Origin of the sequence: Rhizobium freirei PRF 81 (assembly GCF_000359745.1) — a bacterium.
GTDB lineage: Bacteria > Pseudomonadota > Alphaproteobacteria > Rhizobiales > Rhizobiaceae > Rhizobium > Rhizobium freirei.
Window position 1 is genome coordinate 252,006 of record NZ_AQHN01000084.1, and the last position, 25,184, is coordinate 277,189.

General features: G+C 60.5%; 21 protein-coding genes. 8 read left to right on the forward strand and 13 right to left on the reverse strand.

Translation table 11 applies throughout. The features are described 5' to 3' along the window. The first annotated feature begins 183 nt into the window (after positions 1-183). From RHSP_RS24600 to RHSP_RS24620, 5 genes are all read left to right on the forward strand, one after another. Positions 184-1,218 (forward strand): aldo/keto reductase, encoded by a 1,035-nt coding sequence (locus RHSP_RS24600; RefSeq protein ID WP_004124817.1) that lies wholly within the window; start codon positions 184-186, stop codon positions 1,216-1,218. Between the two features lie 332 nt (positions 1,219-1,550). After that, positions 1,551-1,730 carry a CsbD family protein gene (locus tag RHSP_RS24605; RefSeq protein ID WP_037154277.1) on the forward strand — a complete coding sequence of 60 codons (180 nt, stop codon included), beginning with the start codon at positions 1,551-1,553 and terminating at the stop codon, positions 1,728-1,730. A gap of 51 nt (positions 1,731-1,781) precedes the next feature. Next, complete coding sequence (locus tag RHSP_RS24610; protein WP_004124822.1) at positions 1,782-2,066, forward strand: BON domain-containing protein; 285 nt, start codon at positions 1,782-1,784, stop codon at positions 2,064-2,066. Between the two features lie 55 nt (positions 2,067-2,121). Further along, positions 2,122-2,640 carry a DUF992 domain-containing protein gene (locus tag RHSP_RS24615; protein ID WP_004124826.1) on the forward strand — a complete coding sequence of 173 codons (519 nt, stop codon included), beginning with the start codon at positions 2,122-2,124 and terminating at the stop codon, positions 2,638-2,640. A 323-nt stretch (positions 2,641-2,963) separates the two neighbouring features. Next, positions 2,964-3,989, forward strand: a complete 1,026-nt coding sequence (locus tag RHSP_RS24620; protein WP_004124828.1) for an acyltransferase family protein — start codon at positions 2,964-2,966, stop codon at positions 3,987-3,989. Positions 3,990-4,032: 43 nt separating this feature from the next. Here RHSP_RS24620 and katG read toward each other — a convergent pair whose 3' ends face one another. Continuing rightward, positions 4,033-6,231, reverse strand: a complete 2,199-nt coding sequence (katG, locus tag RHSP_RS24625; protein WP_004124831.1) for a catalase/peroxidase HPI — start codon at positions 6,229-6,231, stop codon at positions 4,033-4,035. 301 nt (positions 6,232-6,532) lie between these two features. Between katG and RHSP_RS24630 the strand changes: the two genes are divergently transcribed. Beyond that, positions 6,533-7,534 (forward strand): hydrogen peroxide-inducible genes activator, encoded by a 1,002-nt coding sequence (locus RHSP_RS24630; protein ID WP_004124834.1) that lies wholly within the window; start codon positions 6,533-6,535, stop codon positions 7,532-7,534. Between the two features lie 189 nt (positions 7,535-7,723). Then, positions 7,724-7,900 carry a hypothetical protein gene (locus RHSP_RS35200; RefSeq protein ID WP_167332672.1) on the forward strand — a complete coding sequence of 59 codons (177 nt, stop codon included), beginning with the start codon at positions 7,724-7,726 and terminating at the stop codon, positions 7,898-7,900. Between the two features lie 271 nt (positions 7,901-8,171). On the opposite strand, the gene RHSP_RS24635 is transcribed toward RHSP_RS35200, so the two are convergent. The 5 genes from RHSP_RS24635 to RHSP_RS24655 all read right to left on the reverse strand — a co-directional run bounded on the left by RHSP_RS24635 (position 8,172) and on the right by RHSP_RS24655 (position 13,056). Next, positions 8,172-9,353: a M20 aminoacylase family protein gene (locus tag RHSP_RS24635; RefSeq protein WP_037154281.1), complete on the reverse strand. Its 1,182-nt coding sequence runs from the start codon at positions 9,351-9,353 to the stop codon at positions 8,172-8,174. Positions 9,354-9,426: 73 nt separating this feature from the next. Beyond that, positions 9,427-10,206, reverse strand: a complete 780-nt coding sequence (locus RHSP_RS24640) for an amino acid ABC transporter ATP-binding protein (RefSeq protein ID WP_004124841.1) — start codon at positions 10,204-10,206, stop codon at positions 9,427-9,429. Further along, positions 10,203-11,147, reverse strand: coding sequence for an amino acid ABC transporter permease (locus RHSP_RS24645; protein WP_004124844.1), 945 nt, complete (start codon positions 11,145-11,147; stop codon positions 10,203-10,205). Before RHSP_RS24645 ends, RHSP_RS24640 begins: the two co-directional genes overlap by 4 nt. Beyond that, the gene (locus RHSP_RS24650) at positions 11,144-12,034 is read right to left on the reverse strand and encodes an ABC transporter substrate-binding protein (RefSeq protein ID WP_004124846.1); all 891 of its coding nucleotides are present in this window, start codon (positions 12,032-12,034) and stop codon (positions 11,144-11,146) included. The genes RHSP_RS24645 and RHSP_RS24650 overlap by 4 nt, the downstream gene beginning before the upstream one ends. Positions 12,035-12,078: 44 nt before the next feature. Beyond that, positions 12,079-13,056 (reverse strand): ABC transporter substrate-binding protein, encoded by a 978-nt coding sequence (locus tag RHSP_RS24655; RefSeq protein WP_037154284.1) that lies wholly within the window; start codon positions 13,054-13,056, stop codon positions 12,079-12,081. 100 nt (positions 13,057-13,156) lie between these two features. Between RHSP_RS24655 and RHSP_RS24660 the strand changes: the two genes are divergently transcribed. After that, the gene (locus tag RHSP_RS24660) at positions 13,157-14,485 is read left to right on the forward strand and encodes an aminotransferase-like domain-containing protein (protein WP_004124850.1); all 1,329 of its coding nucleotides are present in this window, start codon (positions 13,157-13,159) and stop codon (positions 14,483-14,485) included. A 9-nt stretch (positions 14,486-14,494) separates the two neighbouring features. Here RHSP_RS24660 and RHSP_RS24665 read toward each other — a convergent pair whose 3' ends face one another. From RHSP_RS24665 to RHSP_RS24700, 7 genes are all read right to left on the reverse strand, one after another. Then, positions 14,495-15,565 (reverse strand): acyltransferase family protein, encoded by a 1,071-nt coding sequence (locus tag RHSP_RS24665; RefSeq protein WP_004124852.1) that lies wholly within the window; start codon positions 15,563-15,565, stop codon positions 14,495-14,497. 38 nt (positions 15,566-15,603) lie between these two features. Beyond that, the gene (locus RHSP_RS24670; RefSeq protein ID WP_004124856.1) at positions 15,604-16,419 is read right to left on the reverse strand and encodes a hypothetical protein; all 816 of its coding nucleotides are present in this window, start codon (positions 16,417-16,419) and stop codon (positions 15,604-15,606) included. Positions 16,420-16,513: 94 nt separating this feature from the next. After that, on the reverse strand, positions 16,514-18,010 hold the full coding sequence (locus RHSP_RS24675) for a lipopolysaccharide biosynthesis protein (protein WP_004124859.1): 1,497 nt from the start codon (positions 18,008-18,010) through the stop codon (positions 16,514-16,516). Positions 18,011-18,217: 207 nt separating this feature from the next. Further along, entirely contained in the window at positions 18,218-18,850 is a 633-nt protein-coding gene (locus RHSP_RS24680; protein WP_004124861.1) for a J domain-containing protein, read from the reverse strand. A gap of 366 nt (positions 18,851-19,216) precedes the next feature. Then, a complete protein-coding gene (locus RHSP_RS24685; protein ID WP_004124863.1) occupies positions 19,217-20,716 on the reverse strand; it encodes a DegQ family serine endoprotease in 1,500 nt (499 codons plus the stop codon). 265 nt (positions 20,717-20,981) lie between these two features. Continuing rightward, positions 20,982-21,638 carry a DUF2161 domain-containing phosphodiesterase gene (locus RHSP_RS24695; protein WP_004124865.1) on the reverse strand — a complete coding sequence of 219 codons (657 nt, stop codon included), beginning with the start codon at positions 21,636-21,638 and terminating at the stop codon, positions 20,982-20,984. A gap of 156 nt (positions 21,639-21,794) precedes the next feature. Next, complete coding sequence (locus RHSP_RS24700) at positions 21,795-25,055, reverse strand: GH36-type glycosyl hydrolase domain-containing protein (protein WP_004124867.1); 3,261 nt, start codon at positions 25,053-25,055, stop codon at positions 21,795-21,797. Positions 25,056-25,184: the final 129 nt, after the last annotated feature.

The following is a 25,184-nucleotide window of genomic DNA, read 5'->3' on the forward strand; positions in this document are numbered from 1 at the left end:
AAAACCGCCCGAAAAAGAGGCGATTTTCCGCCTCCCGAATAGGCTGTTGTCGACATCAGGCTGATTGTCCGGATTGTCGAAAACTAAAATCATAAATTTCGGTCTAATTCGCTTTTTTTGCCGATATTATCTATGGACAGGACTTACATACCCATGGAATCCAGGCCGGCCGGGGGACACGGAATGCTGCTTGATGATCTTACCGCGCTTGGCCGATCCGGCTTGCGTGTCAGTCCGCTTGCCCTCGGAACGATGACTTTCAGCGGCGGCCTCACCTGGCAGGCGGGTGCAAACGGGCCTGCGGCCATCCTGGATCGATATCTCGCTCTCGGCGGCAACTATCTCGACACCGGCCGAGGAGATGCCAAAGCGGGGGCTCAGACCATTGTCGGCAACTACCTCGGGCGGACATCGCCCAGTCGCGACCGGCTCGTCATCGGCGCCAAGTTCGGCGTCGATCAGCAGGGTGCCGGCCCCGGCCGCAAATCCATCATAGCAGCCTGCGAAGCGACGCTACGGCGGTTGCACACGGACTATCTCGATCTCTTTTGGCTCGATAATTGGGACATGCAGGTCCCGCTCGACGAAATACTGGCGGGATTGAACGATCTCATTCAGTCGGGAAAACTGCGCTATTTCGGCATTTCCGATGCTCCGGCCTGGAAGGTCGCACATGCGCAGCTGATTGCGCAATTTCACGGCTGGGAGCCGTTCATCGGCCTGCAGATCGAATATTCGCTGGCCGCACGGCTGTTCGAAAGCGAGCTCATTCCGATGGCGCGTGGAATGGGGCTCGGCGTCGTCTCGCACTCGCCGCTGAATGGCGGTCTCATCAGCGGAAAATATACGCGCAAGAATATTGCAAATCTCGAGTCCGATCGTACGTCGCCGTTTGCGCGGTATCCCGACGAGCAGCGTCTTGAAATCGTCGACGCCCTGATCCGCATCGCTGCCGAACTCGGCACCACCACCGCCCGTGTCGCCCTTGCCTGGGTCCTGGCGCGGCCGGCCGTGTCGTCGACCATCATCGGTGTCCATACTGTTGAGCAGCTTGACGATGACCTGGGTGCGCTCGATGTTCGGCTGTCGCCGGAGCAGACGGCAACGCTCGATGTGCTGACGATTCCGGTTCATTCGCTCGATTTGCCGCAGATCTTGAAAGATGCGGCGCCATCCTTCTGTGTCGATTATGCCACGATGAGGCGCAGGCTCTCCTGATTTCTTTCAGGCCTGCTCTTGGCCGCTCGCGTTTCGTCTTCTCGCATCGGCTGAGCGTCCTATCTAAGCCCGCAATGGCAAGAGAAGGAATGCGACCCGCCATCATCTTGCCCTGCTTTGCGGGAAGATCGAGCTGAATACGGCGCCTGACCGGTTCTATTCGCGCGACCGGCGGAAGAATCTGCATCCTCGGCGTCAAAAAAGCTACTTTATACTAAGGCAATTGTACTTTCTGCTCTGTAAGCCCGGGCATTGCTGCCCTACTTCCCTGTCCACGGCCCTGGTCGAAGGCCGGCGCCGGTTCTTTTTCAGCAAGCCGAGGAGACAAGACAATGGATAGAAACCGTGTCGTAGGTGCTGCCAAGGAAGTGCGCGGCTCGATCAAGGAGGCCGCAGGAAAGCTGATCGGCAACGATCGGCTCCGGTTTAGAGGCGCTGTCGAAAAGGTCGAGGGAAAAATCCTGGTCAAAGTCGGCAAGACCAAGGATGCCGTCAAGAAAGCGCTTCGCTGATGCCGACAGGCTCGTGAATTCCCATTCCCGCGATCCTATCGAGGCTTCCCGATGCTCTTCCCGCGCAAGCTTTCATCACTGACGACATTGTCGGATAGCCGTGCGACCTGTGCGGCCATCCGCAGCCTGATTGCCTATGCCGATGGGCTCGAGGACTCGCGCATCGACGTTGCTGCCATTGAGGATGCGATCGTCCTGTCCGGCGTGGCATCCTCCGATCGGGCGCGCGAACGGGCGCTTTGGATTGCCGGCGAATATGCCGGAGGTCGCATCATCAACAATATCGCCCTTCGCGCCGATCAAGAACCTTCAGGCCAATCCGAGATCGGCGTCTAGCCGCGCAAATGCGGGCCGGACTGGTCATGGTGCTCAAACTGTCGAAGGAGAAGTCATGAGAAAGATCGTTATTGTGGCCGCGGCCGTTTCCGTTGCCTTTGGTTCGGCGGCTTCCGCTGCCAGCACCGGTCATCATCCCAAGAAGCCATCGGAGCCGGTTGCGTCCGAGCCGAAACAACGACTTGGAACGCTCTCCTGTGAAGTCGCAGGCGGCGTCGGCATGATCATCGGCTCCAACAAGCAGGTGAGCTGCACTTTCAAGCAGCGTACGGGCCGGGTCGAGCGCTATACCGGTACGATCGGCAAGCTCGGCATCGATATCGGCGTCACCCGCAAGACCTATCTGAGCTGGGTCGTCATCAATACCGCACCCACGCGGGTCGGCGAAGGGGCCTTGGCCGGCACTTATGTCGGCGCCTCGGCGGGCGCTTCCGTGGGACTCGGCCTTGGAGCCAACGCTCTGGTGGGCGGCAACTCGAAGAACTTCGCCCTGCAGCCCTTGAGCGCGGAAGCAGGCACCGGGCTGAATGTTGCAGCCGGCGTTTCACGCTTGCAATTGCAGCCCGGCCGCTGACGGGCGACCGGCAACGGCGCGATTTCCCGCAAGCGCGCCGTTGTCAACTTGCGGACAAGTCGGAATTATCCTACCGCTGGTTGGAAGACGGCGCCGACACCAGTGCGGAGAATAATGCGAGTGTCAAAGGGCCGATTCGCAATCGAGTTTGCCGATTGCTGCTTCACCGCCATTCAGTTCCGATGAGGTAAATCAGGATTTGCTTTGTTGGATGAAATTCCCCTGTCGCGGGTATTTCGCCTGCCATTGATGGTATTTTATATCTATTTTTTAATGTGCGTATCCTAGTGTGGCTACTCGGCAGGGCAATCCGATGGTCTCCGATGTCTGAAGCAGGAAGACAACCCTATATTCCAGCCCTTGATGGATGGCGTGGACTTGCCATTCTATTGGTGTTGATGGGGCATTTCGGCGGGGATGAGCACATCCCGAATCTCGGGTCGGCGGGCGTTGATTTGTTCTTTGTTCTCTCCGGACGCCTTATGGCTGAGATCCTCTTCGTGAGGAAAATGCCCCTGGGGACTTTCTTGTTCCGACGTTTCAGTCGCGTCTATCCGGCCCTGTTGACATTCGTCTTGGTCAGTGCGGCCATCTTTTCGCTAACGCCGCTGGCACCCGGCGTCGCGGGAGTGCTCTCCGCACTCTCCTTCACGACGAACTACGTCATAATCGAGAGCCGTACCTTCATCCCGATATTTGATCACATTTGGTCGTTATGCGTGGAGGAGCACAGCTACGTCCTGCTTGGCCTGTTCGCTCTTTTGTTTCGTGGTGCGAGTAGCAGGTTCATTGGGCCTTTGATCCTGGCATTTGGTCTTGCTGCGCTCGCCAACGGTACTCTGCAATACGACATTTATGGGCGGGATCCATTCATCGTCTTCTGGCCGACGCATGTAGCAGCGGCGCCGATACTGATTTCGGCTGCGTTCTTGCTGTTATTCAGCCAATATCGCTCTCGACAGGCTATGGAATGGTTGGTGCCTTTGGCATTTTTCTGCGGCCTGACCATGCGCCTGTTTGCTGACGCCGCTTGGTTGTTTTTCGGCCTCAAGACCCTGCTGCTGGCAATTGCCGTCTGCATGATCGAAAGGGCTAGGCACTTCTCGAGAATATTGTTTGAACAGGATATCATCCGACAAATCGGACGGATGTCGTTTTCGATCTATCTGTGGCAGCAGCCATTTTACATTCTTGCCCAGCAACGTCACTTGACCCAACTTCCTGCGCTGGTTCTAGCAATATGCTTCGGTCTACTGAGCTACCATCTGGTCGAGCAGCCGACCCGCACGAGATTGAACGCGTGGCTGGAAAGAGGCAAACACGAACGCTCCGTTTTGAAAATGGGCTGAACAGGGCGCGACCAACGCTGGTCGCGCCCCATGCCTTTTGCCGTCAAGCGATGTCGAAGCGGTCGGCGTTCATGACCTTCGTCCAGGCAGCCACGAAGTCGTGGACGAACTTCTGCCCGGCGTCGGCCTGGCCGTAAACTTCGGCGATCGCACGCAGCTGCGAGTTGGAGCCGAAGACGAGATCGGCGCGGGTGGCGGTCCACTTGACGTCGCCCGTTGCGCGGTCACGTCCCTCGAACACGTCCTTGGCGTCGGAAACGGCCTTCCATTCCGTGCTCATGTCGAGCAGGTTCACGAAGAAGTCGTTGGTCAGCGTTTCCGGACGCTTGGTGAAGACGCCATGCTGGGTCTGGCCGGCATTGGCATTCAGCGCGCGCAGGCCGCCAATGAGGACGGTCATCTCAGGAGCGCTCAACGTCAACAGCTGCGCCTTGTCGATCAGCAGCTCTTCGGAAGAGACCGTGTAGGCCCGCCGCTGATAGTTGCGGAAGCCGTCGACGATCGGCTCGAGAACGGCGAATGCCTCGGCATCGGTCTGTTCCTGCGACGCATCCGTACGGCCCGGTGCGAAGGGGACGACCACGTCGTGGCCGGCCTTCTTGGCAGCCTGTTCGACGGCAACCGAGCCGCCGAGAACGATGAGATCGGCAAGCGATACTTCCTTGCCGCCGGTCTGGGCATCGTTGAACGTCTTCTGGATGCCTTCGAGCGTCTGCAGGACGGAGGCGAGCTGAGCAGGCTGGTTGGCCTCCCAGTCCTTCTGCGGTGCAAGACGGATACGCGCACCGTTTGCGCCACCACGCTTGTCGGAGCCGCGGAAGGTCGATGCCGAAGCCCAGGCGGTGGAGACGAGCTGCGGGATGGTCAGGCCGGAGGCTGCGATCTGAGCCTTGAGCGCAGCGACGTCATTGGCGTCGATCTGCGCGTAATCAGCGTCGGGGACCGGATCCTGCCAGATGAGCTCTTCGCTCGGTACTTCCGGGCCGAGATAGCGGGCGCGCGGGCCCATGTCGCGATGCGTCAGCTTGAACCAGGCGCGGGCAAAAGCGTCGGCGAATTCATCCGGGTTTTCGAAGAAGTGCCGCGAGATCTTCTCGTAAGCTGGGTCGAAGCGCAGGGCGAGGTCGGTCGTCAGCATGGCGGGAGCGTGACGCTTGGACTTGTCGTGCGCGTCCGGGATCGAGCCGGCACCGGCGCCATGCTTCGGGGTCCACTGATGTGCGCCGGCCGGGCTCTTCGTCAGTTCCCATTCATAGCCGAACAGGTTCCAGAAGAAGTTGTTGCTCCACTTGGTCGGCGTCGAGGTCCATGTAACTTCCAGGCCGCTGCCGATCGCATCGCCGCCCTTGCCGCTGCGGAAGCTGTTCTTCCAGCCGAGGCCCTGTTCTTCGATGCCGGCTGCTTCCGGCTCAGGGCCGACATGGGCGGCATCGCCGGCGCCGTGGGTCTTGCCGAAGGTATGGCCGCCGGCGATGAGCGCAACGGTTTCCTCGTCGTTCATCGCCATGCGGGCGAAGGTTTCGCGAATGTCGCGCGCAGCTGCGAGCGGGTCAGGATTGCCGTTCGGGCCTTCCGGATTGACATAAATAAGGCCCATTTGCACCGCTGCGAGCGGGTTTTCCAGATTGCGGTCACCGGTATAGCGCTTGTCGTCGAGCCAGGTGTCTTCCGTGCCCCAGTAGATGTCTTCTTCCGGTTCCCAGACGTCCTCGCGACCGCCGCCGAAGCCGAAGGTTTTGAAGCCCATGGATTCCAGCGCGACGTTACCGGTGAGGATCAGGAGGTCGGCCCAGGAGATGCTGTTGCCGTATTTCTGCTTGATCGGCCAGAGCAGGCGGCGTGCCTTGTCGAGGTTGACGTTATCCGGCCAGCTGTTGAGCGGAGCGAAGCGCTGCGTGCCGGAGGATGCGCCGCCACGGCCATCGCCCGTACGATAGGTGCCGGCGCTGTGCCAGGCCATGCGGATGAAGAGCGGGCCATAATGGCCGAAGTCGGCCGGCCACCAATCCTGCGAATCCGTCATGAGCGCGAAGAGGTCCTTTTTCAAGGCTTCAAGATCGAGCTTTTTGAATTCTTCGGCATAGTTGAAGCCCTTGTCGAGCGGGCTGGATAAGGAAGAACCCTGGTGGAGAATTTTGAGGTTCAGCTGGTTCGGCCACCAGTCGCGATTCGATCTGGCCGAGACGCTCGTGTTTCCGTGCGGAAACGGACACTTGCCCGCATTTTCAACCTTTGTATCCATGACTTTCTCCCTTGGATGCCTTGAATTGCACCACCTCGAAGAGGACATCGATGCCCTCTTGGAAGCAATGTGGATTCTGTTGTCTTTGGACTTCCCGCGACGCGGATCGTCCCTCAGCAAAACACAATTCCGTGCCCGGACAGATATGAAGTCCAGGCATCGATGAATTCTCTCAGTCAATGCTCGCAATGTGAGCTACGTATGACGATACGACGGCATCTCGCCGCTGCTGAAAGCACTGTAGCCAAGCTATTCGATTAATTTAAGTTGGATTTCCTGATTGGTGCGATAAGGTGAGGTTATGATAAATCTTACTCTGAAGCAGCTGCGCTATTTCGAGGCCCTGGCAAAGCATGGTCATTTCGGACGTGCGGCCGATGTTTGCGCCATTTCTCAGCCTGCCCTCTCGATGCAGATCAAGGAGCTGGAGGAGCAGCTCGGCACCGACCTCTTCGAAAGAGGCGCCCGGCAGGTCCGGCTCACCAATTTCGGCGAGGCGTTCGCCGAGCGCGTCCGCGAGATTTTGCGGTCTGTGGACGAGCTGGGAGATCTTGCGCGCGCTTCCCGCACCCAGCCGGTCGGCCGCCTGAGAATCGGCATCATTCCGACGGTCGCGCCCTATCTGCTGCCGACGATCATCGGCAATCTCACCAGCATGTATGACGGTCTGGATATTCATGTGCGGGAGACGCTGACATCGAAGCTGGTCGAGGAGCTGGCCGAAGGCCGGCTCGACACGGCCATCGTCGCTCTGCCGGTATCCGAGCCGTCTCTGACGGAGGTGGCGCTTTTTGCCGAGAACTTCGTGCTGGTGCGGCCAAGCGAGGACGAGGGCAAACCGGTGCCCAATCGTGAGGCGCTGCGCGAGATGCGCCTGCTGCTGCTCGAGGAGGGGCATTGTTTTCGCGATCAGGCCCTGTCCTTCTGCAACATACAGTCGGCGCTGCCGCGCGAGCTTATGGACGGCAGCTCGCTATCGACATTGGTGCAAATGGTCAGCGCCGGCATTGGCGTCACCCTGATCCCGGAGATGGCCGTTGCCGTGGAGACGCGTTCGGCTTCGGTGTCGGCGGTGCGCTTCCAGAGCCCGCAGCCTTCACGGACGATCGGCATGATCTGGCGCAGGACGAGCCCGCTGGCCAAGCAGCTCATGCGGATTTCGGAGGTCGTCCGCCAATCGGCCGAGACGATGCGCGAGCAGCATGATTCGATCTGGCGCGCGCAGGATTTCGATCTTGGCGGTTTAACCCAGCCGTTGGCGGAAGGTGGTCCTGACGATGACTTATCGCCGAGAGATCAATGATTGCGCCTCGAAATAGCTGCCTTCGCCGACGTGGCGCGGGAGAAAATCCGAAGGAAGACATTTTCTTTTCCACAAGCGCAGAGGTTTCAAACGATTAAAGTGATTTTAATCGTTTAAATTTTTTAATACCTTGATTTACAAAGAAACTCTTCCATGTCATCCCACTATCGCATGACAATGGAGGTCGTGATGCAAGAGTTCGAAAACGTACGAAATGAGATTCCTACGTATGTGATTGATCGCCTGGAAGGCGAATGGCGGCTGATGCAGGCTCAGGATTCGCAGCTGAAGACCGGGCTGCGGACGCAGACCCGAGAAAACACCGCACCTGTCACGACCGATAATTTCGGGTCCTTGAATAAGTAACGGGTTTCCAGAGACCGGCTCACACCGCTTTCTGAGAGCCGGGGCTTCCAACGGCACTCGGCACCTGACTTTTCCCCAATACATCGCAGTGAAATTCGGATCAGCCCTGATCATCGGTCAGGGCTGTCGCTCAGCTGTGGCGGTTTGGGCTGGCACGGGATGTCGATGTCTCAGAGCGGCTCAGCTCTTCATGGAATCGCTGAACCGCTCAAATGCGTTATTTTTACACAAGTCCGGACGCAAAGCCGCTCGGCACTTTGTCGGAATGGCTCTAGGCGTCGAGATAACGCTCGGTCAGGCGTGCCCACATGGCAGCGCCGGCCGTCAGACTTTCATCGGCGAAATCATACTTTGCGCTGTGCAGAACCGGCGAGTTGACGCCATTGCCGAGGCGCAGGAAGCTGCCCGGCTTCTGCTCCAGGAAGTAGGCGAAGTCTTCGCTACCGGGGATGAGGCTGCACGTTGTGACCTTGTCGGCACCGACGAGCTCTTCCACCACCAAGCGTGCAAATTCGGTTTCCTTCTCCGAATTGACGACGACCGGATAGCCGTGCGTGTAGTCGATCTCCGCGCTTGCGCCATAGCCTTCGGCCACCGATTGCGTGAGCTTGCGGATTCTTGCTTCAAGAAGTTCGCGGATTTTGGGATCGAAGGAGCGGATGCTGAGCAGCATCCTCGCGCTTTCGGGGATGACGTTCGAAGCTTCGCCGGCATGGATGGAGCCGACGGTGACGACAGCCGTCTGCGTGGGATCGATGCTGCGGGAGACGACGGACTGCAGGCTGACCACGAGATTGCAGGCGACGAGGATGGGGTCGATGGTCAGATGCGGGCGGGAGGCGTGGCCGCCCTTGCCCGTGATGGTGATTTCGGCCGTATCGGCAGAGGCCATCATCGGGCCTGAGCGCATCAGCCAGCTGCCCTCCGGAGCGCCAGGATGATTATGCAGCCCGAAAATCGCGTCGAAGGGAAAGCGTTCGAACAGGCCGTCCTTGATCATGGCCTGGGCGCCGCTGATCACTCCGGCCTCCTCGGCGGGCTGGAAGATCAGGTTCACGGTGCCGTTGAATCGGCGGGTGCGGGCGAGATATTCGGCAGCCCCCAAAAGCATCGTCGTGTGGCCGTCATGGCCGCAGGCATGCATCTTTCCAGCTGTTTTGCTGGCGTAGGGACGGCCGGTCTGCTCGAGGATCGGCAGCGCGTCCATGTCGGCACGGATGGCGACGCTCTTCTTGCCGGCTCCAGCCGTCAGTCGCGCGACGACGCCATGGCCGCCGACATTGCGCGTCACCTCATAACCCCAGGCTTCCAGTTTTTCGGCGACGAAACGCGCGGTTTCCGCCTCTTCGAAGGAGAGCTCGGGATTGGCGTGCAGATGCTGGCGGATGCCGGTCAATTCGGCTTTCATCGGTTCGAAATCCGAGAGGCGGGCGAAATCGTTGTCGAGGGTCATGGCTATTCCAATGGTTCGCTTGAGCCGCCATCCGCATAGTGCGGGAGGCCTCACTGATGATGGTGCTGCCGCGCTAGATGAAGCGCGACAGGAAGCTTCGGGTGCGGGGGTGCTGCGGATTGCCGATCACGTCCTCCGGCTTGCCCTGTTCAACGACTTTGCCGCCGTCCATGAAGACGACGCGGTCGGCCGCTTCGCGGGCAAAGCCGATCTCATGGGTGACGACGATCATCGTCAGGCCCTGTTTGGCGAGGTCGCGCATGGTGGCGAGCACCTCGCCGACCAGCTCCGGGTCGAGCGCGGAGGTCGGCTCGTCGAACAGCATCAGCTTCGGCTTGATCGCCAGGGCTCTCGCAATCGCCACGCGCTGTTGCTGGCCGCCGGAGAGCTGCCGCGGATAATTGTCCGCTTTGGCCGACAGCCCGACGCGGTCGAGCAGTGCCATGGCGTTCTCGGTCGCCTGCCTGCGGCTTTCGCCATGGATGCCGATCGGCGCCTCGATGACATTCTGCAGTGCCGTCATATGAGGATAGAGATTGAACTGCTGGAATACCATGCCGATCTTGCGCCGCTGCAGTGCAATCGCATGGTTGGACAGTCTGACCAGCCGCCCCTTGTTCAGCCGGTAGCCGATCTGCTCGCCGTCGACTTCGATCGAGCCGCGATTGATCGATTCCAGATGGTTGATGCAGCGCAGGAAGGTGGACTTGCCAGAACCGGAAGGGCCTAGGATGACGACCACTTCGCCCGGGGCGACATCGAGGTCGATGCCTTTCAGGACTTCGAGGCTCTCGAAGGACTTGTGGACGTTGCGTGCCTGCACGAGCGGCGGCATGTTGATGGGGGCGTTCATTGTCCCGCCTCCTGTGCCGGCACGAGCGCCGGCGTGCTGTCCTTTGCGGGCTTCGCCGCGCCGGAGCGCCGGTCGGCGCGACTATAATGGCGCTCGATATAGCTCTGGCCGATGTTCAGCACCGAGGTGATCAGCAGATACCAGATGACGGCGACGAGCAGCATCGGGATGACTTCGAAGGTGCGGTTGTAGATCGATTGCACGGAATAGAGCAGATCGGCCATGGCGATGACGCTGACCAGCGAAGTGGCCTTGATCATGCTGATCAGCTGGTTGCCTGTCGGGGGCACGATCGAGCGCATGGCCTGCGGGATGATGATGCGGCGCAGTGCGCGGATGCGCGTCATGCCGAAGGCCTCGGCGGTCTCGAACTGGCCCCTGTCGACAGAAAGCAGGCCGCCGCGGATGATTTCGGCCATATAGGCGGCTTCGTTGAGCGCCAGGCCGGCGATCGCTGCCGTCATCGGGCTGATGACCGAATTGGTATCCCAGCTGACAAAGGTCGGGCCGAAGGGAATGCCGATCGACAGCCTGGGGAAAAGCGTCGAAAGATTGTACCAGAAGATCAGCTGCACGAGCAGCGGCGTGCCGCGGAAGAACCAGATGTAGAGCGAGGCAAGCGAGCTTGCCAGCGTATCCTTCGACAGCCGGGCGATCGCAAGCAGCAGGCCGAGCACGATGCCGAAGGCCATGGCGACGACGGTCAGGCCAAGCGAGACATAGAGGCCGTCGATGACGACGGGATCGAAGAAATACTGGGCGACGACATGCCAGCCGAAGTTTTGGTTATGGGCGATCGACCAGGCGCAGTAGGCCGCGATCAAGAGTGTCACGACCCAGGCCGCGACACGGCCCTTCGGGAACGGCGTATGGGCGTTCGCCACATCCCGTTCCGACGCATCGCCGGATGGCGATGCGATGTTTCCGGCATTCGTGCTCATTTCGGCAATGTCCCGCCAAGATTGATACCCGGTTCCTTGATCATGTTGTTCTCAAGGCCCCATTTCTTCATGATGGCGGCATAGGTGCCGTTGTCCATAAGAACCTTGACGACATCCTTCAGGACCGGACCGAGCGGCGAGCCTTTGGGCACGACCGCGCCCTGATAGAGATCCTCGAAACCGTTCTTCTGGCCGACGCCGGTCAGTTCCAGCTGGCCGTTTGCCTGCGACACGAAATAGGTGAGCGGAGCCTGCGAGGAGAAGAAGGCGTCGGAGCGTTTGGAGCGGACGGCGAGGATCGAGCTCGGCTGGTCGGTGAAGGACTGTACCTCGATCGCGCCCTTGCCATCGGCCTTGCATTTCTCGGCCTGCACCTGAATGACCTTTTCGGCCGAGCCGCCGGCCATGACGGCGATGCGCTGGCCGCAGGCTGTATCGAGCGAGGTGATGCCCTTCGGATTGCCTTTCTGGACCGCGAAGACGACGAATTCCTGCACCCAGTCGACGAAGTCATTCGCTTCTTCGCGGCTCTTGAAATCGCCGATCGGGCCGAAGGCGAACTGATAGCGGCCGGAATTGATGCCGGCGAGGATGGCCGGCAGGCCGCTGACGCTCTCATGCTCGATCTTCACGCCGAGCACTTGGCCGATCGCGTCGGTCAGATCGGCGCTGGCGCCGGTCAGCTTGGTGCCGGTGACGATTTCATAGGGAGGGAACGAGCCGTTGTTGACCGAAATCATCTTGCCCGATGTGCGGATCGCTTCCGGCAGCTTGGCCTGCAGGTCCTTGTTGACCGAGAGTTTCGGCAGGCTGGCATCCTCAGCGAAGGCGGTGCCCGACATCATCAGGCTTGCCACGGCGACGTAGGTCATTTTCTTCAGCGACATGTTCATTCCCCTTTTGCTTTGTGTCTCTGATGTTCAGTCGATGATCAGGCTGCACTCGTGTGGCTGCCGTCGACGTCGAACGGAAAAAGTTCCTCCGGCGTCATCAGGCGCGGCAGGATACCCTGCACGTGCAATTCCCCAGCGAAGTCGGCGATCATCTTGCGGTTGGCAGCAAAGCCGCTCGCATCCCAACCCTCGGGCAGCTCGACTGCCGATTTCAACAGCTCGTCGAGCATGAAGGGCGTGGTGTCGGCATATTTGCGCCGCTTGCTCAGCCAGACGCGCTGCGATTCATCGATCAACGCACTCAGCTCGGCGATGACCCAGGGATGCTCGGCGACGATGTCAGCCTTAAATCCGATCAGGTGCATACCCGGCACATAGCCCACATCGGCAAAATAGCGATGTTCGGCGGCACGGAAATCCGGCAGCAGCTGGCGGAAGCCGGAATTGCCGGCGAAATAGCCGTCCGGCATGAACGGCGTGAAGATCGCGTCGAGCTGGCCTTCCTTCAGCAGGTCCACCATCGGCCTTTCGCCGGGGGCTGCTTCGATCCGGCCAGGTCGGCCGAAGCCGTCGAGGCGATCGGTGATCGGATGGGCTTCGGTCAGGCGGCCCGCATACCACATGGCATCTTCGACGCCGACACCTTCGCGGCGAAGGGCGGCGCGTGTCCAGGTATTGCCGGAATCGCGCCAGCCGGTGACGCCGATACGCTTGCCGGAAAGCTGAGCGAAGCTCGTGATCGGGCTGTCCTTCGTGGTGATGACGCAGCGGTGGCGGAACCCGCGCATGATGAAGTTCGGAATGCCGACCACGCTCTCGTCGCCGTCGATGCGCATTTGCGTGTAGCGACTGAACGAGGTTTCGGCTGCGTCATAGGCGTCGCTCTTGCCGACATGCGAGACCAGCGTGCCGACTCGATCGACCTTGAGGTCGAGTTTCGGGGAGGAGACGTCGCCGAGGACCAGAGGCGTTATGTAGTCCCAGTCGCGGAGGGCAAGGCGGAGAGTAAGGGGCATGAAATTCACTCGCGGAAAAACTTGTTTTCCAAGTGAGTAAATGTTCAATATGAGCCGATCAAATGTTATTACGTTATTGAACATTAAAAATGGCGCAGGAATGAGCGGAAATCGAGACGCGGCGTGGTTTGCCGAAAAATTGAACGATCGGACAATCCGCGGCATCGCATTGGAGACGAGCGCGCTTATTCGCGCCGGCGCACTGCCCGTTGGTACGAAGTTGCCGCCGATCCGCGATCTCGCATTCGCGCTCGGCATAAGCCCGGCCACTCTATCCGAAGCATGGAGCGAGCTCAGGCGTCAGAAGATCATCAGCGGACGCGGCCGAAACGGCACTTGGGTCAGCGGCGATCGCTTCGTTGCCAAGCCGGCGCGGCTTGCGAGCGTCGGTGACTATGGCCACGACGCCCTGAACCTGACGGCCGCAGTTCCCGACATCCGGCTGCTGCCGAAGCTGGAGGCGGCGATGGCGTATGGCGCGTCGGCCGAAAATCTCAACAGCTATGAGCGCAGCCGTATCCTCCCGGAACTGGAAGAGCAGGTCAGGAAAACCTGGCCCTACGAGCCGGAGGCGTTCCTGGCGACCAATGGCGGCTACAATGCCGTCTATACCCTGATCAACGCTCTGGTCATGCCCGGCGCCACCGTGGCGATCGAAGACCCCACAGGCATGCGCCTTCTCGATATTCTCGAGGATCGTGGTGCACGCATCATTCCGGTCAAATGCGACGAGGAGGGGCCGCTGCCGCCTTCGCTGGAAGAGGCGCTGAAATACCGCCCGGTCGCTTTCATCTTCCAGCCGCGCATCCATTCCGTCACCGGCCAGAGCGTGAGTGCGGCGCGCATGGCAGCGATCGCCGCGATCCTTCGCGACAAAGACACATTGATCGTGGAGGATGATGGTATCGCCGATATTTCGACGGCGCCCCGCCATTCGATGGGACATCTCTATCCCGATCGCGTCATCCATATCCTCTCTTACTCGAAGACGCATGGGCCGGATCTGCGGCTGGCGGTATTGTCGAGTTCGCGCGCGATCGTCGACCAGATCCAGTCCTATCGCAGCTTCAGTTCCGGCTGGACGAGCCGAATTCTGCAGGCGGCCGTTGCCTGGTTGCTGCGGGATGAGGCAACGGCGGCATGTCTCGATCGTGCCCGGCAGATCTACCTGGAGCGCCGGGCCGGCCTGATCGACGCTCTCGGCGAGCGTGGCGTGGAAGCGCGACATGGGGGCGGACTATGTGCGTGGATACCCGTATCGTCAGAGCCTTTCGCAATGGTAACGCTGGCGGCGCGGGGTATTGCCGTGCATCCCGGCGCCAAGTTTTCGATCCTGCCCAGCAGCCATTTGCGCGTCGCGACGGCCAATCTCTCGGAACGGCGCAAAGAGGTTGCGGACGCAATCGCACTGGCCGCAGTTCATACCTGAGCGACGGTGCTATCGGCTCGACGCCGCGCCCGCACCTTTAGGCGCCTCCTTCCCGGGTGAGGCATATTTGACCAGGACGGTCGCGAGCTTTGCCGAGATGAGAGCGATGATGGAAATCGCAACGAGATAGATCGCGATATAGACGGGATGCGGCAGTTGCACATCGCGCATCAGGTGCCCGTAGATCTCGGTAAAGCCGCGATGGCACATATAGATCGGGTAGGAGAGATAGCCGAGAAAAATGCCGAGCCGCTGCAGCCTGGCCGGCAATTCGAGCATCGTGCCGGCAAGGACGACGAGCGGCGAGATCAGGATGCAGAACACCAGCGCATATTTCAGCGAGTAGGTGGGCAGAAATAGCAGGATGCAGATCGCAGCGATGGGCAGCAGGGCGGCATAGCTGGTCACCGTCCGGCCGAGCGTGTTGACGTTTCGAAGGCGGTAGATGATCATGCCAAGGGTGAAGGAGAAGAAGACGCGGGCAAGGCCGCCATCGACCGAGCGCCATTCCCAGCCGAGATCGAGCGATTTGTGAACGAAAACCGAGCCGATCAGCATTGCCAGGGATGCGGCGGCGATGAGGATGAGGCTTCGCGTTTTCAGCCTGAACAGCACGAGCGCGAATACAAGATTGGCCAGCAGCTCCCAAAACAGCGACCAGGCCGGCCCGTTCAGTGGATAGAGCGGCCAGATATCGCCGGCCGATCGGGTCAGAAAGCTCGGCGACGGCAGCATGAAGACGGTCGACAAAATGCTCGCCCCAAGATCCGCCCGTCCGACACCGGCTGCCTGCCAATGCAGCAGCAATTGCACGAGGCCGAAGACGCTGCCGATCAGGAAGAGCGGATAGAGGCGCGCATAGCGCGCTTTCATGAAGGCCACTACGGTCATGCCGCCGGCGAGCTTTTCGCCATAAGCCCTGGCGATCACGAAGCCGCTCAGCACGAAGAAGAAATCGACGGCGATATAGGCCGACGGCGCATAGGGCCTGTCGAGGTGGTAGACGACGACGGCGAATGCCGCGAGGCCGCGCATCGCATCCAGGGCGGCATATCTATGTCTTGCATTGTCAGCCGGCATGGGTTGAGACCTTGTTTTGTAACAGCGCCGTCTGTGTTCTATCCGACCGTGCGGGCACCGAAGAATTCCCGTCGCAGGCTTTGATCCAACGGGCGGACACGGGAGAGATTGGACAGGAGCTGGCGGGGGCGGCGCAGCACCGATGCATTCAAAAAATGTGTCCGGATGAGGTTGGAGGATTTGCTATGCGCGCCGGCATGCCCGACCCGGTAGATGGCGCCGCGGAAGGGGAGCGACCCGAGCGGATGACCGGCATCCGCGAGTATCTTGCCGATGCGCACATGGCTGCCGAGCATCGACTTGATGTAGTCGACATCGGCGTCCTCGAACGTTGCCGGCAACCCGTAGAGGTCGGAGCGGATGATCAGCGACGTGCCGCAGAAATTGGCGAAATCATTGTGATGCAGCAGCAGCCGGCCGCCCTCGTTCCAGAGATAGCCGCGGTCGATCTTCCAGCCATTGGCGTCACTGTTCCTCGCCGCAAACTCGACGATATTGGCGCTGACGAAATCGTCGTCGTCGACGATCATGAAGAACCGGGTGTCGCGGGCGGAAAGCATGCCACTCAGCACCCGCCGCCCCTTGTCCAGACGGAAGGCGTCATAGACCTTTTCGCGGTCGGCGCCGTTGATGTCGTGCAGCTGGTTTGGTGGAAATGTGACCCGCTCGACGGAGAATTTCGGCGGCAGGTCCGGCAGGTCGGCACCTTCATTGGCGACGATCACGCCGCGCCAGTCGCCGTTGGATTGCCCGGAAATGGAGGCGATCGTTTGGGATAGCCGGCTTTTCAGCGAAGGCCAGTCATTGGAATTGGCCTGGTGGCGAACGGGGATGATGAAGGTAACCAGTGTCATGACGCGCCCTTTTGACAGGAGGTACGGCTATTACGGGAACTAAAGAGGTGTTGCGGATCCATGACTTGCTTCGCTCCGGCGTCGCCAACGGCAGTTATTGGGTTCTTGCGCGACGGCTCTGCAGGGTCGTGCGCACCAGGAAGAGGATTCTCTCTCTGCACAGAAGAAAGATCAGGGCCGAATAGGTGATGCCGCCAACCAGGATCTCACAGATGAGGCGCGCGGCCACAGACCAGTCGCTCAAGGCCGACGACGTTGCCAGGACGGCGACCAGCATGCCGAGATAGGCGGCGATCGGCCTCAGGAACTGGCCGAAATATTCGGGGATGCTCAGCCCGATCAAACGCGAGACCATCCACAGCGTCGCCGGCCACAGCATCAGCACTTCGAGCATCAGCGCAAAGACGATGGTCGAGACGCCATATGGGTAGAGAACAAGCACGGTCAGAATGGTGACGATGTTGCGCACGAGCTGGTAGTAGAACCACCAATTGGATTTTCCCTGGCTGGTGATCAAGGATGCCTGGATCACGCCGATGCCGCCCATGAGGCCGATCACGCAGAAGAAGCGAACCGGCCAGATGGCCGCCGTCCAGTGCGCGCCGAAGATCAGCGGAATGGCGTCGTCGGCGACGGCCGCAAGCCCCATGAAGGCGGGAAATGATACCAGCGAGCAGCCGAAGGTCGCCATGAGGAAGGCTTCTCGGACCTTGTTCTGATCGTGCTGCAGCGATGACAGCAGAACGTGGCTCACCGAGGTCAGGCCGCCGGCGACCACATTGTTGAGCATCTCGTAGAGCCGCCGGGCAAAATTATAGATACCGAGGGCAGCCGGGCTCACCAGCGTGCCAATGATCAGCTGATCGAGGTTCATGGTCTGCAGGAAGCGGTTGCCGGAGGCGAAAATGCCGTAATGCAGCAGCTCTTTCAGGCTCGAGAGCTTGATGCGGACGCCCGGCAGCCATTTCGCGCCCCAGAAGGCTGCGATGCACGCTGCGGCGGGCGCGGCGATCTGTGCGATCGCGAGCGCCCACAGGCCGAAGCCGGCAAGGATCAGCGACAGGCAGATGATTGCCGAGACGAAGGTGGCGATCGCGGTGCGCACGGCCGCCAGATGAAAGGACATCGTCCTGCCGATCAAGGCATTGGGAACGATGATCATCATGTCGAAGAAGATCTTCAATCCGATGATCGTCAGAAGGCTGACGATCTCGTCATGGCCGACCCAGTGGGCAACGGTCGGAGACAACACAAACAGCGCGGCGTAGAGAATGGCGGCCGAGAAGAAGGAGAGCCAGAAGACGGTATCGAGATGGCTGCGCCGGATCGACTTCTGCTGAATCAGCGCCTCGCCGAAGGCGGTAGGGCCAAAGCCGGCGGTGAAGCTGACGATGGCAAAGGCGAGCGCGACGAGGCCGAAATCCTGCGGCAAAAGAAACCGTGACGTGACGACGAAGACGAGGCTGTTGAGCGCTGTCGGGATCAGCGTGTCCAGCGCCGACCAGAATGCGCCTCTCAGGGCTGCCCGCGATCGGTTTTCACTCAGATGTTCAAAGACGATATCATCTGCTTCGGAAGCCAGCAATCGCATACCTCGCCTTCTAGATCCCAAACCGACGCCAGCTTTGCCGCATCGGCCAATTGCCGCTTCTTCATCCTTCCATGGATTGGGAGACGGCGTTCTGGAGGCTTGATCTAGGCCAGCTCTTCGATTTGTCTAGGGACGGTTGTTGCATTGCAACATTACGTTGCCAAAAAGATTTCGCGATCGAGATAGATGCGAATGCTCACCGCATCTTCACTGGGCAGCGGAGCGAACCTTGGGCGCATCATCCCATTCGATGTCGGGCGCAGGCTCGGCCTCGTCGCCGGGCTCGTCCATGACATAGAGGTAGCCGTCGAGCATGTCGCAGGCACGCTCGCTGGCACCGATTTTTGCTTCCGTTTCGCTGATCGCGGTGGCAATCGCTTTGATGCGCGCGCGCAGCATATGGCCGACAACATCCTTGCCAGGGCGCTTTCCAAGACGGTCGAGATGAAGGCCTATACGATTGGAGTGACGCTCCAGCTCGCTCTTGCTGAAATGCGCCTTGCGGATTTCCTCGAGCAAGGCAGCCCGCATCTTGGCAACAGGATCGAATGTGCCGGGTTCGCGCTCGTCGAGGACCATTTCGGTGATAAGCTTTTCGATGGCAACCAGCGCCTGCAGGTCGACAGCGTCCGTCAACTCCACGTCATAGCCGGTATCGTCAAAGACTTTCCGGCGCACGGGGTCGAGAAGCAGCTCGTAGGCCTTCTGCAAGCGCGAGAAGGCATCGGTGTCGCCGCCAGAATCCGGATGCGCGGCCTTTGCACGCTTGCGATAAGCCGCTTTGATCTGCTCTTCGCCCGCATCGCGCGCAACGCCGAGAATATCGTATGGATCAGTCACTCCAGCTCCTGCCGCCGCTTAGTCCTATGTCTGGGGCCGAACCCCTCATGGTTGGTTTCTCTGGCAGGCAAATAAGTCCGCCATCAGGCCGTTCCCGCCCGCCCGCGGAAATCTTTGTATCATCACCACGGCGGAGTTTGGACAAAAACCGCTTCATGTCAAAGCCAATGCGGAGTCTTCTGTGGAGGATGGCCGCGATTGTCAAGCAACCCGCCAGCGTTTCGTTTCCCGAGCGCGCCGAGGCAGTCAAGGGCCGGGTGGCCTCTGCCAGGGCGCAAGGTGCGGGCGCCATTTCTTGAAGTCGCGACACGAAAAACCCCGCTTCCGAAACCGGAAGCGGGGCTTTGGCTCTTATGAGCTTCAATGTCAGGCGGCCGAGAACGGCACGGCAACGAAGGTCTTGGCGCCGTCGCGCTCGATCAGCAGCAGGACGGATTTGCGGCCATCCTTGCCGGCCTTGGCGACGGCGGTCTGAACCTCATGAGCGTTGCGCACCGGCTGATCGTTGACCGAGACGATGATGTCGCCGGTCTGGATACCGGCCGTAGCTGCTGGCTTGTCCGGGTTGACGCTCGCAACGACGGCGCCCTCGACGCCACGCGGCAGGTTCAACTGCTGGCGGACATCGGGCGTGAGATTGGCAAGGCCGACACCGATGCTCGGCTGGCTGGACGGCTGGATCTTGCCATCGCCATTGTCGTTGGCAGCCTGCTTGCCGTCGTCATTGCCGCCGATGGTGACGCTGACATCCACGCTCTTGCCGTCGCGCCATAGCGTGACCGAGCGCTTGTCGCCGGGAGAGAGATCGGCCACGAGCCGCGACAGGTCCTTCGGCGTCTTGACGGTTTCATTGCCGATAGCGGTAACGATATCGCCGCTCTTGATGCCGGCACGGGCAGCCGGCGTGTCGTCGGTGACATTGGCGACCAGCGCGCCCTCCGTCTTCGACAGGCCCATGGCGTTCGCGACGTCGGATGTCACCGGTTGGATCGCGACGCCGAGATAGCCGTGATCGATCGAACCGCTCTTTTCCAGTTTGGCAACGATCGCCTTGGCTTCGTCGGAAGGAATGGCAAAGCCGACGCCGACGCTGCCGCCATTCGGCGAGTAGATGGCCGTGTTGATGCCGACGACGTTGCCTTCGCGGTCGACCAGCGGGCCGCCGGAATTACCGTGGTTGATGGGGGCGTCGATCTGGATGAAGTCGTCATAGGGGCCGCTATGCAGGTCGCGGCCGCGAGCCGAAACGATGCCGGCGGTGACGGTCGTGCCGATACCGAAGGGATTGCCGATCGCCAGGATCTGGTCGCCGAGCTTCAGTCTGTCGGAATCGCCCCAGGCAATGGTCGCCAGAGGCTTCGGCGCCTTGATCTTCAGGACGGCAAGGTCCGACTTAGCATCGGCGCCCAGCAGCTTGGCCGGCAGCTCGGTGCCGTCATCGAGCGTGACCTTGATGTCAACCGCGTTCTGGATGACGTGGTTGTTGGTGACGATGATGCCGTCGGGGCTGATGATGAAGCCCGAGCCGAGCGCCATGGCACGCTGGTTCTGCCGCTGATGTGGCGCCTGCTTCGGGAAGGGGATGCCCTGATTTTCGAAGAATTGGCGGAATTGCTCGTCCATCGGCGAATTGCTGTCGGCGCTCGTGTCGGTCGCCTTCATGGTCGTCGTGACGGTCACGACAGCGGGCTTGTCGGCATCGACGATGGGCGCGAAAGAGCCACCGGGCGCGATGATGCTGGCAGGTTCGGCTGCGGCGGCAACGGTGGCGGAAGTGCTGAAGGCGAAAGGCAATGCGCCAGCGCCGGCGATGATGGCGGCTCCGACGATGGCGGCGGTACGATGTTTGCGGAGAAGAGATGACATGGCAAAAGTCCCTTGCGAGATTGTTGGCGAATTGGCGTCTTGTCCATGTCCGGGACAGGCGTCGAATGGGGCCGCGTCAATTCGTTCGGGGAACCTTGGTTTCCCGCCTTTACTCCAGGGAAGTGAAGTATAAAACCGAACTGGCGCTGATGAACAATATGATCCGCCAATCGACTTTTACAAATTAAATATTGATCATGTTTTTATTGCAAAAATTTAAGATATTACATAAATTTAATTTTCGGTAGCCGGAATTTTTCCATATTTAGCTTTGCGGCGCCGGCCATCTCTTGAGCGCCTCCACTCCAAGCGCCGTCAGCGCGTAAATGCCGCGATCGACGCGCTCGAACCAGCCATAGACATTATCCCTCAGAATTTGCGGGGCCTTCGGTGCAGCTTCGCGCATGTCCTTGGGCCGCTGCGCACCATTTTCGATCGCAGCTGCGCAGACTAGCGCCTGTTGCCGATAGGCCGTCATGATCGGCTTGCGCGTGCTGCCGCCGAGGGCTGGATCGCCCTTGCGCCGGCGATGCTCTTCAACAAGGCGTGATCTGCGCCGCGCATTCTTGCGCGGCATCGGGGCGACTGGGCTGACGATGATATCGACGACATCGCTGTCCGATACCGTCAGCATGCCGAAGCCTAGCTTTCGGCAAAGATCGCGGAAGCGGCGATCACTCTCCCGCCCTTTGCCCTTTGCCGAGACGCGGGCGGCGATCCAGACCTCGTCGCTCGCCGCCGCCCGATCCACGGCCTGCAGGATCAGCTCAAGATTGAAACTCATCTTCAACTCGCAGATGACGACGATGGGCGGTTCGCCATCGCTCAGCCCGACGAGATCGCAGCCGCCGATCTCGCCCTTTACCGCGTAGCCGGCGGCTTCGAGAAATGACTTGATCGGGAGATAGAGCGCCGTTTCCAAATCCGCCTCCGGGCTTTGCACATCCGGATGAGGTTTAGCCGATTCGGTTAACCAGAAGGTCGATAGAGGTGAGAAGTCGGTTTTGCTGTGCAGCCGATTATAGCGAGCGAATGAAAAGAGGCCGATAGTGCGGCCCCCTTTCCATTCACGATTGGCTCAGGCCTTGAAATCCAGCTCGACGTCGCAAGCGCCGATCGAGGCTGGCAGGAGCGGCTTGCGGATACGCTGGCCGAACTGCCGCTTGAAGCCGAAGATGTTGCCGATCAGGCTCTTGGTATAGAGGCCGGGACCGCTGGAATAAATGCGCCAGCCACCATCGACGGCGATATCGCCCGCCTTGACGCGTGCCCATTCCGACGAAGCCTGATAGCGGTCGTCGAAGGCCGCGTCGCTGCTGCTGAAATAAGTGTTGCGCTGGCGCAGCGACGCATGTTCCACGCGTCCGCTGACGGCAATCGGATTGGCAAGCGCAAGGGCCGCCCATACCGCCTCCGCATCGTCGTCGAGCGCCAGCGCTTCGCAGTAGCGCAGATGCGCATGCACATACATCAGCCCGATCTCGCGACCGAAGAAGGACGAGGATTCGGCACGACGGAACAGCTTTTCCCGCCCGCCGGAATAGGTGGCCGGCTTCTCCATCAGCCGCACGCCGTCCGGAAACAGCAGGTTCTCGCGAATGATCTTCATGTGCGCGTGGCGCTGATCGGACGTGAACAGGCCGCCGATCATCGGCTGGGTCATCGCGATCAGCGAATAATGCAGGCCCGTCCTCGTATCTTCGGGATGCAGCAGCAGTTCGACGCCGTCATGACTCGGATCGAAGACGCCGTAGCCGGCGACGATGCCGTCGCGCATCAGCAGCCGGTTGAAATCAGCGCGCATGGCGACGGCGGTCGCTTGAAGCGACTGCGCCTCCTCATTGCGGCTGGCAAGGGTCAAGATGTTGGCGTAGCGCACCAGCTGTTCGTAAAGCAGGGATACCGTCCAGCTGCTCACCATCCAGTCACGCAAATGCGGATCGGCCGGCTGCAGGCTGTCGTTCCAGTCGCCTTCGCCGTAGCGGATCAGGCTCGTGCCGGGCACGAAGCGGCTGCGTACGGTGTCCAGCAGCTTTTCGATATGATCGGAGATCGTTGCGCGCTCTGAAGTGAGCTGCATGCTGTCGTCGGCGCGCCATGGCACTGTTTCGGCAAGGAAAGCGATGTCGCCGGTCGCCTCGATGTAATCGCAGAGCGCCTTTAGCGGCCAGACGACGATATCGCCATGCGCTTCGCCGGCGCGGATATTGGCGTAGGGCTCCAGCATGAACCATTGCGGCCAGTCGCCGCGGTCCCGATACTGCTCGGAAAAGAGCGTGCTGAGGATCTGCCGGGCCTCTTCATCATGCTCATAGGCGAGCAGGAACTCGATCGGTCCCTGGCAGACGTCGCGCGTTCCCCAGGCCGCACCCGTATATTGCTCCAGCCCATGCGGCACGCTCAAGTGCACGATCGCATCATGTGCGATCCAGGGCAGCATGACGGCCTGTGCCGCCACATCGCGGCCATCGCCTTCGATGCGCGCGCCTCGCGTCACATGGCTCCAGAAGCGATGCGCGGGCGCCAGCATCTCTTCGCTTTCGACACCGGCACTGTAGCGGATAGCGAGCGCTTCCGCAGCTTCCGGATCGGTCATCGATCCCGTGACGGCAAAGCGCAATTCCTGGGTCTGGTGCGATTTCAGCGCGACGAACGGGCCATTGCGGGTTGCGCCATCGCTATAGAGCAGCTCATCACCGCCGACTGCCTCGAAAGCATCCGGTGTCGAGGTCACTAGGTGATAGCCAGCCTTCGGATAGCGATCCCAGAGCCAGGATGGCTGCGGGCGGAAGGAAATGCGCTTGGCCGTCGTATCGACCGCGATATTGGCAACGGCTTCATAATCACGTTCGCCGAGCACGATATGGCCGAACACGAGGAAGCGGCAGGCGGCGCCTTCGACCGATACGCTCCACTGCATGGCCGGGTCGTCGCCCGCAGCAATGGCCGACACGGTGATGGCTCGGCCGGACAGCCGGTAGATCCAGCGCGTATCGCTCAAGCCCATTTCAAAAGCGGCGGGTACGCCGAGCAGGCGCCAGCCGTCCCCGAGATCGACGAGGATGCGCAGGCCGCTCGATCGCGTCAGGTTGTACGGATCGCGGGAAACCGAGAACAGCTTGTGGAAGGAGGTGTTGCCGATAGTCAGCTGCGCGGCAAAAATGCCCTGCATCCAGCAGGTGGCGGCAAGCGTCTGGTCGTCGAGCAGCATATTCTGGCCGCTGCGGACGATGGCGCCGTGACGGCGAGCCGCCAGACGCTCTTTTTCGCGCAGTACGACATGCCGGTTATGCGACCCGTCCGGGACGAAGAAGGAGATCAGCTTTCCGTCGGCATGCTCTTCCAGCATGCGCTTGGGGTAGAGTGCATCGATGGCCGCCTGATCGAGGCTATCGCTCTCGGCAAGGGGCGCGTCCTGCACGAGGCTGCGCGCCGGCTGCGCTGCGGCAATCGCGTCGGTTGCCAATTCGCCCTGAAGCTTCGGCAAGCTGTCGAGATAAGCAAGATCGGCATCGCTGGAGGCGGCCGGATGATCGGCGATGAAGAGGCCGAAGAAGGTTGTCGTGCCCGATGCGCCCGCCGCGAGCGCAAGCGGCTTCGACTGGATTGCAGGGCAGGCGACTTCGTGCTGGCGGCGCGTGCTTGCCAGGCTGGTGCCGAAGTCCGGCACCATGACGCCGTCATTGCCCTTGGAGGGCACAAGGAGCTGAATTGCGTCTGTCGCGTAAGCCGCAGTCCCTTCGAGGCAGCCCTGTGCGAGCCACGGATTTCGTCCGCCACCTTGCTTGAGGTTCTGCCGGTTCATGATGACAGGGCCGAAGGCGGCATGATTGCCAATGTGATGATCGATATATTGCGAGGCATAGGCTTCGCTGTTCATCAGGAAGCCGCGGTCGCCGAGGCCGACATCCTGAACGAGGACCAGATCGGCCGAAAGCGTCGCATTGGTGCCGTTTTCCAGCGAGACGTGCCAGAACCATGCGGTCTGGCCCGGATGCAGCCGCAGGCTGACGGTGTGCCTTACGCCGGCCGTCTCGCCGCTCCAGGAAAAGCCGCTGCTACCATGGCCGAACTGCACCGCAGCCTTCGGACCGACGATTTCAGCCGTTGCCGGCTGCGCGCCGGCGATGCGCAGGTAGAGCCGGCCGATGCCGCCGTAGACAGGCGAACCGAGCACCTGATTGATCATGATCCCGCCCTGCTGGTCGGCGAAATCCAAGGAGAACAGCGTACCGTTCGGCAAAGCCGAAGCGGAAAGACCGGCACTGTTGCCAAGCGTGATAAGACCGAGTTCTTCGCGACGGGGCGTTTGAAAGCTGCGATTGGCGTCGGAGGACATAGGCGGTGTCTCGCTGATTCATGGATCGGATGAGGTGCACTAGATCACAAGGCGACGTACGATCATAGGAGGCAATTCGCCATTCACCGGCGCAATCTTTCGTGACGATTTACATGCAAGCATACCGCG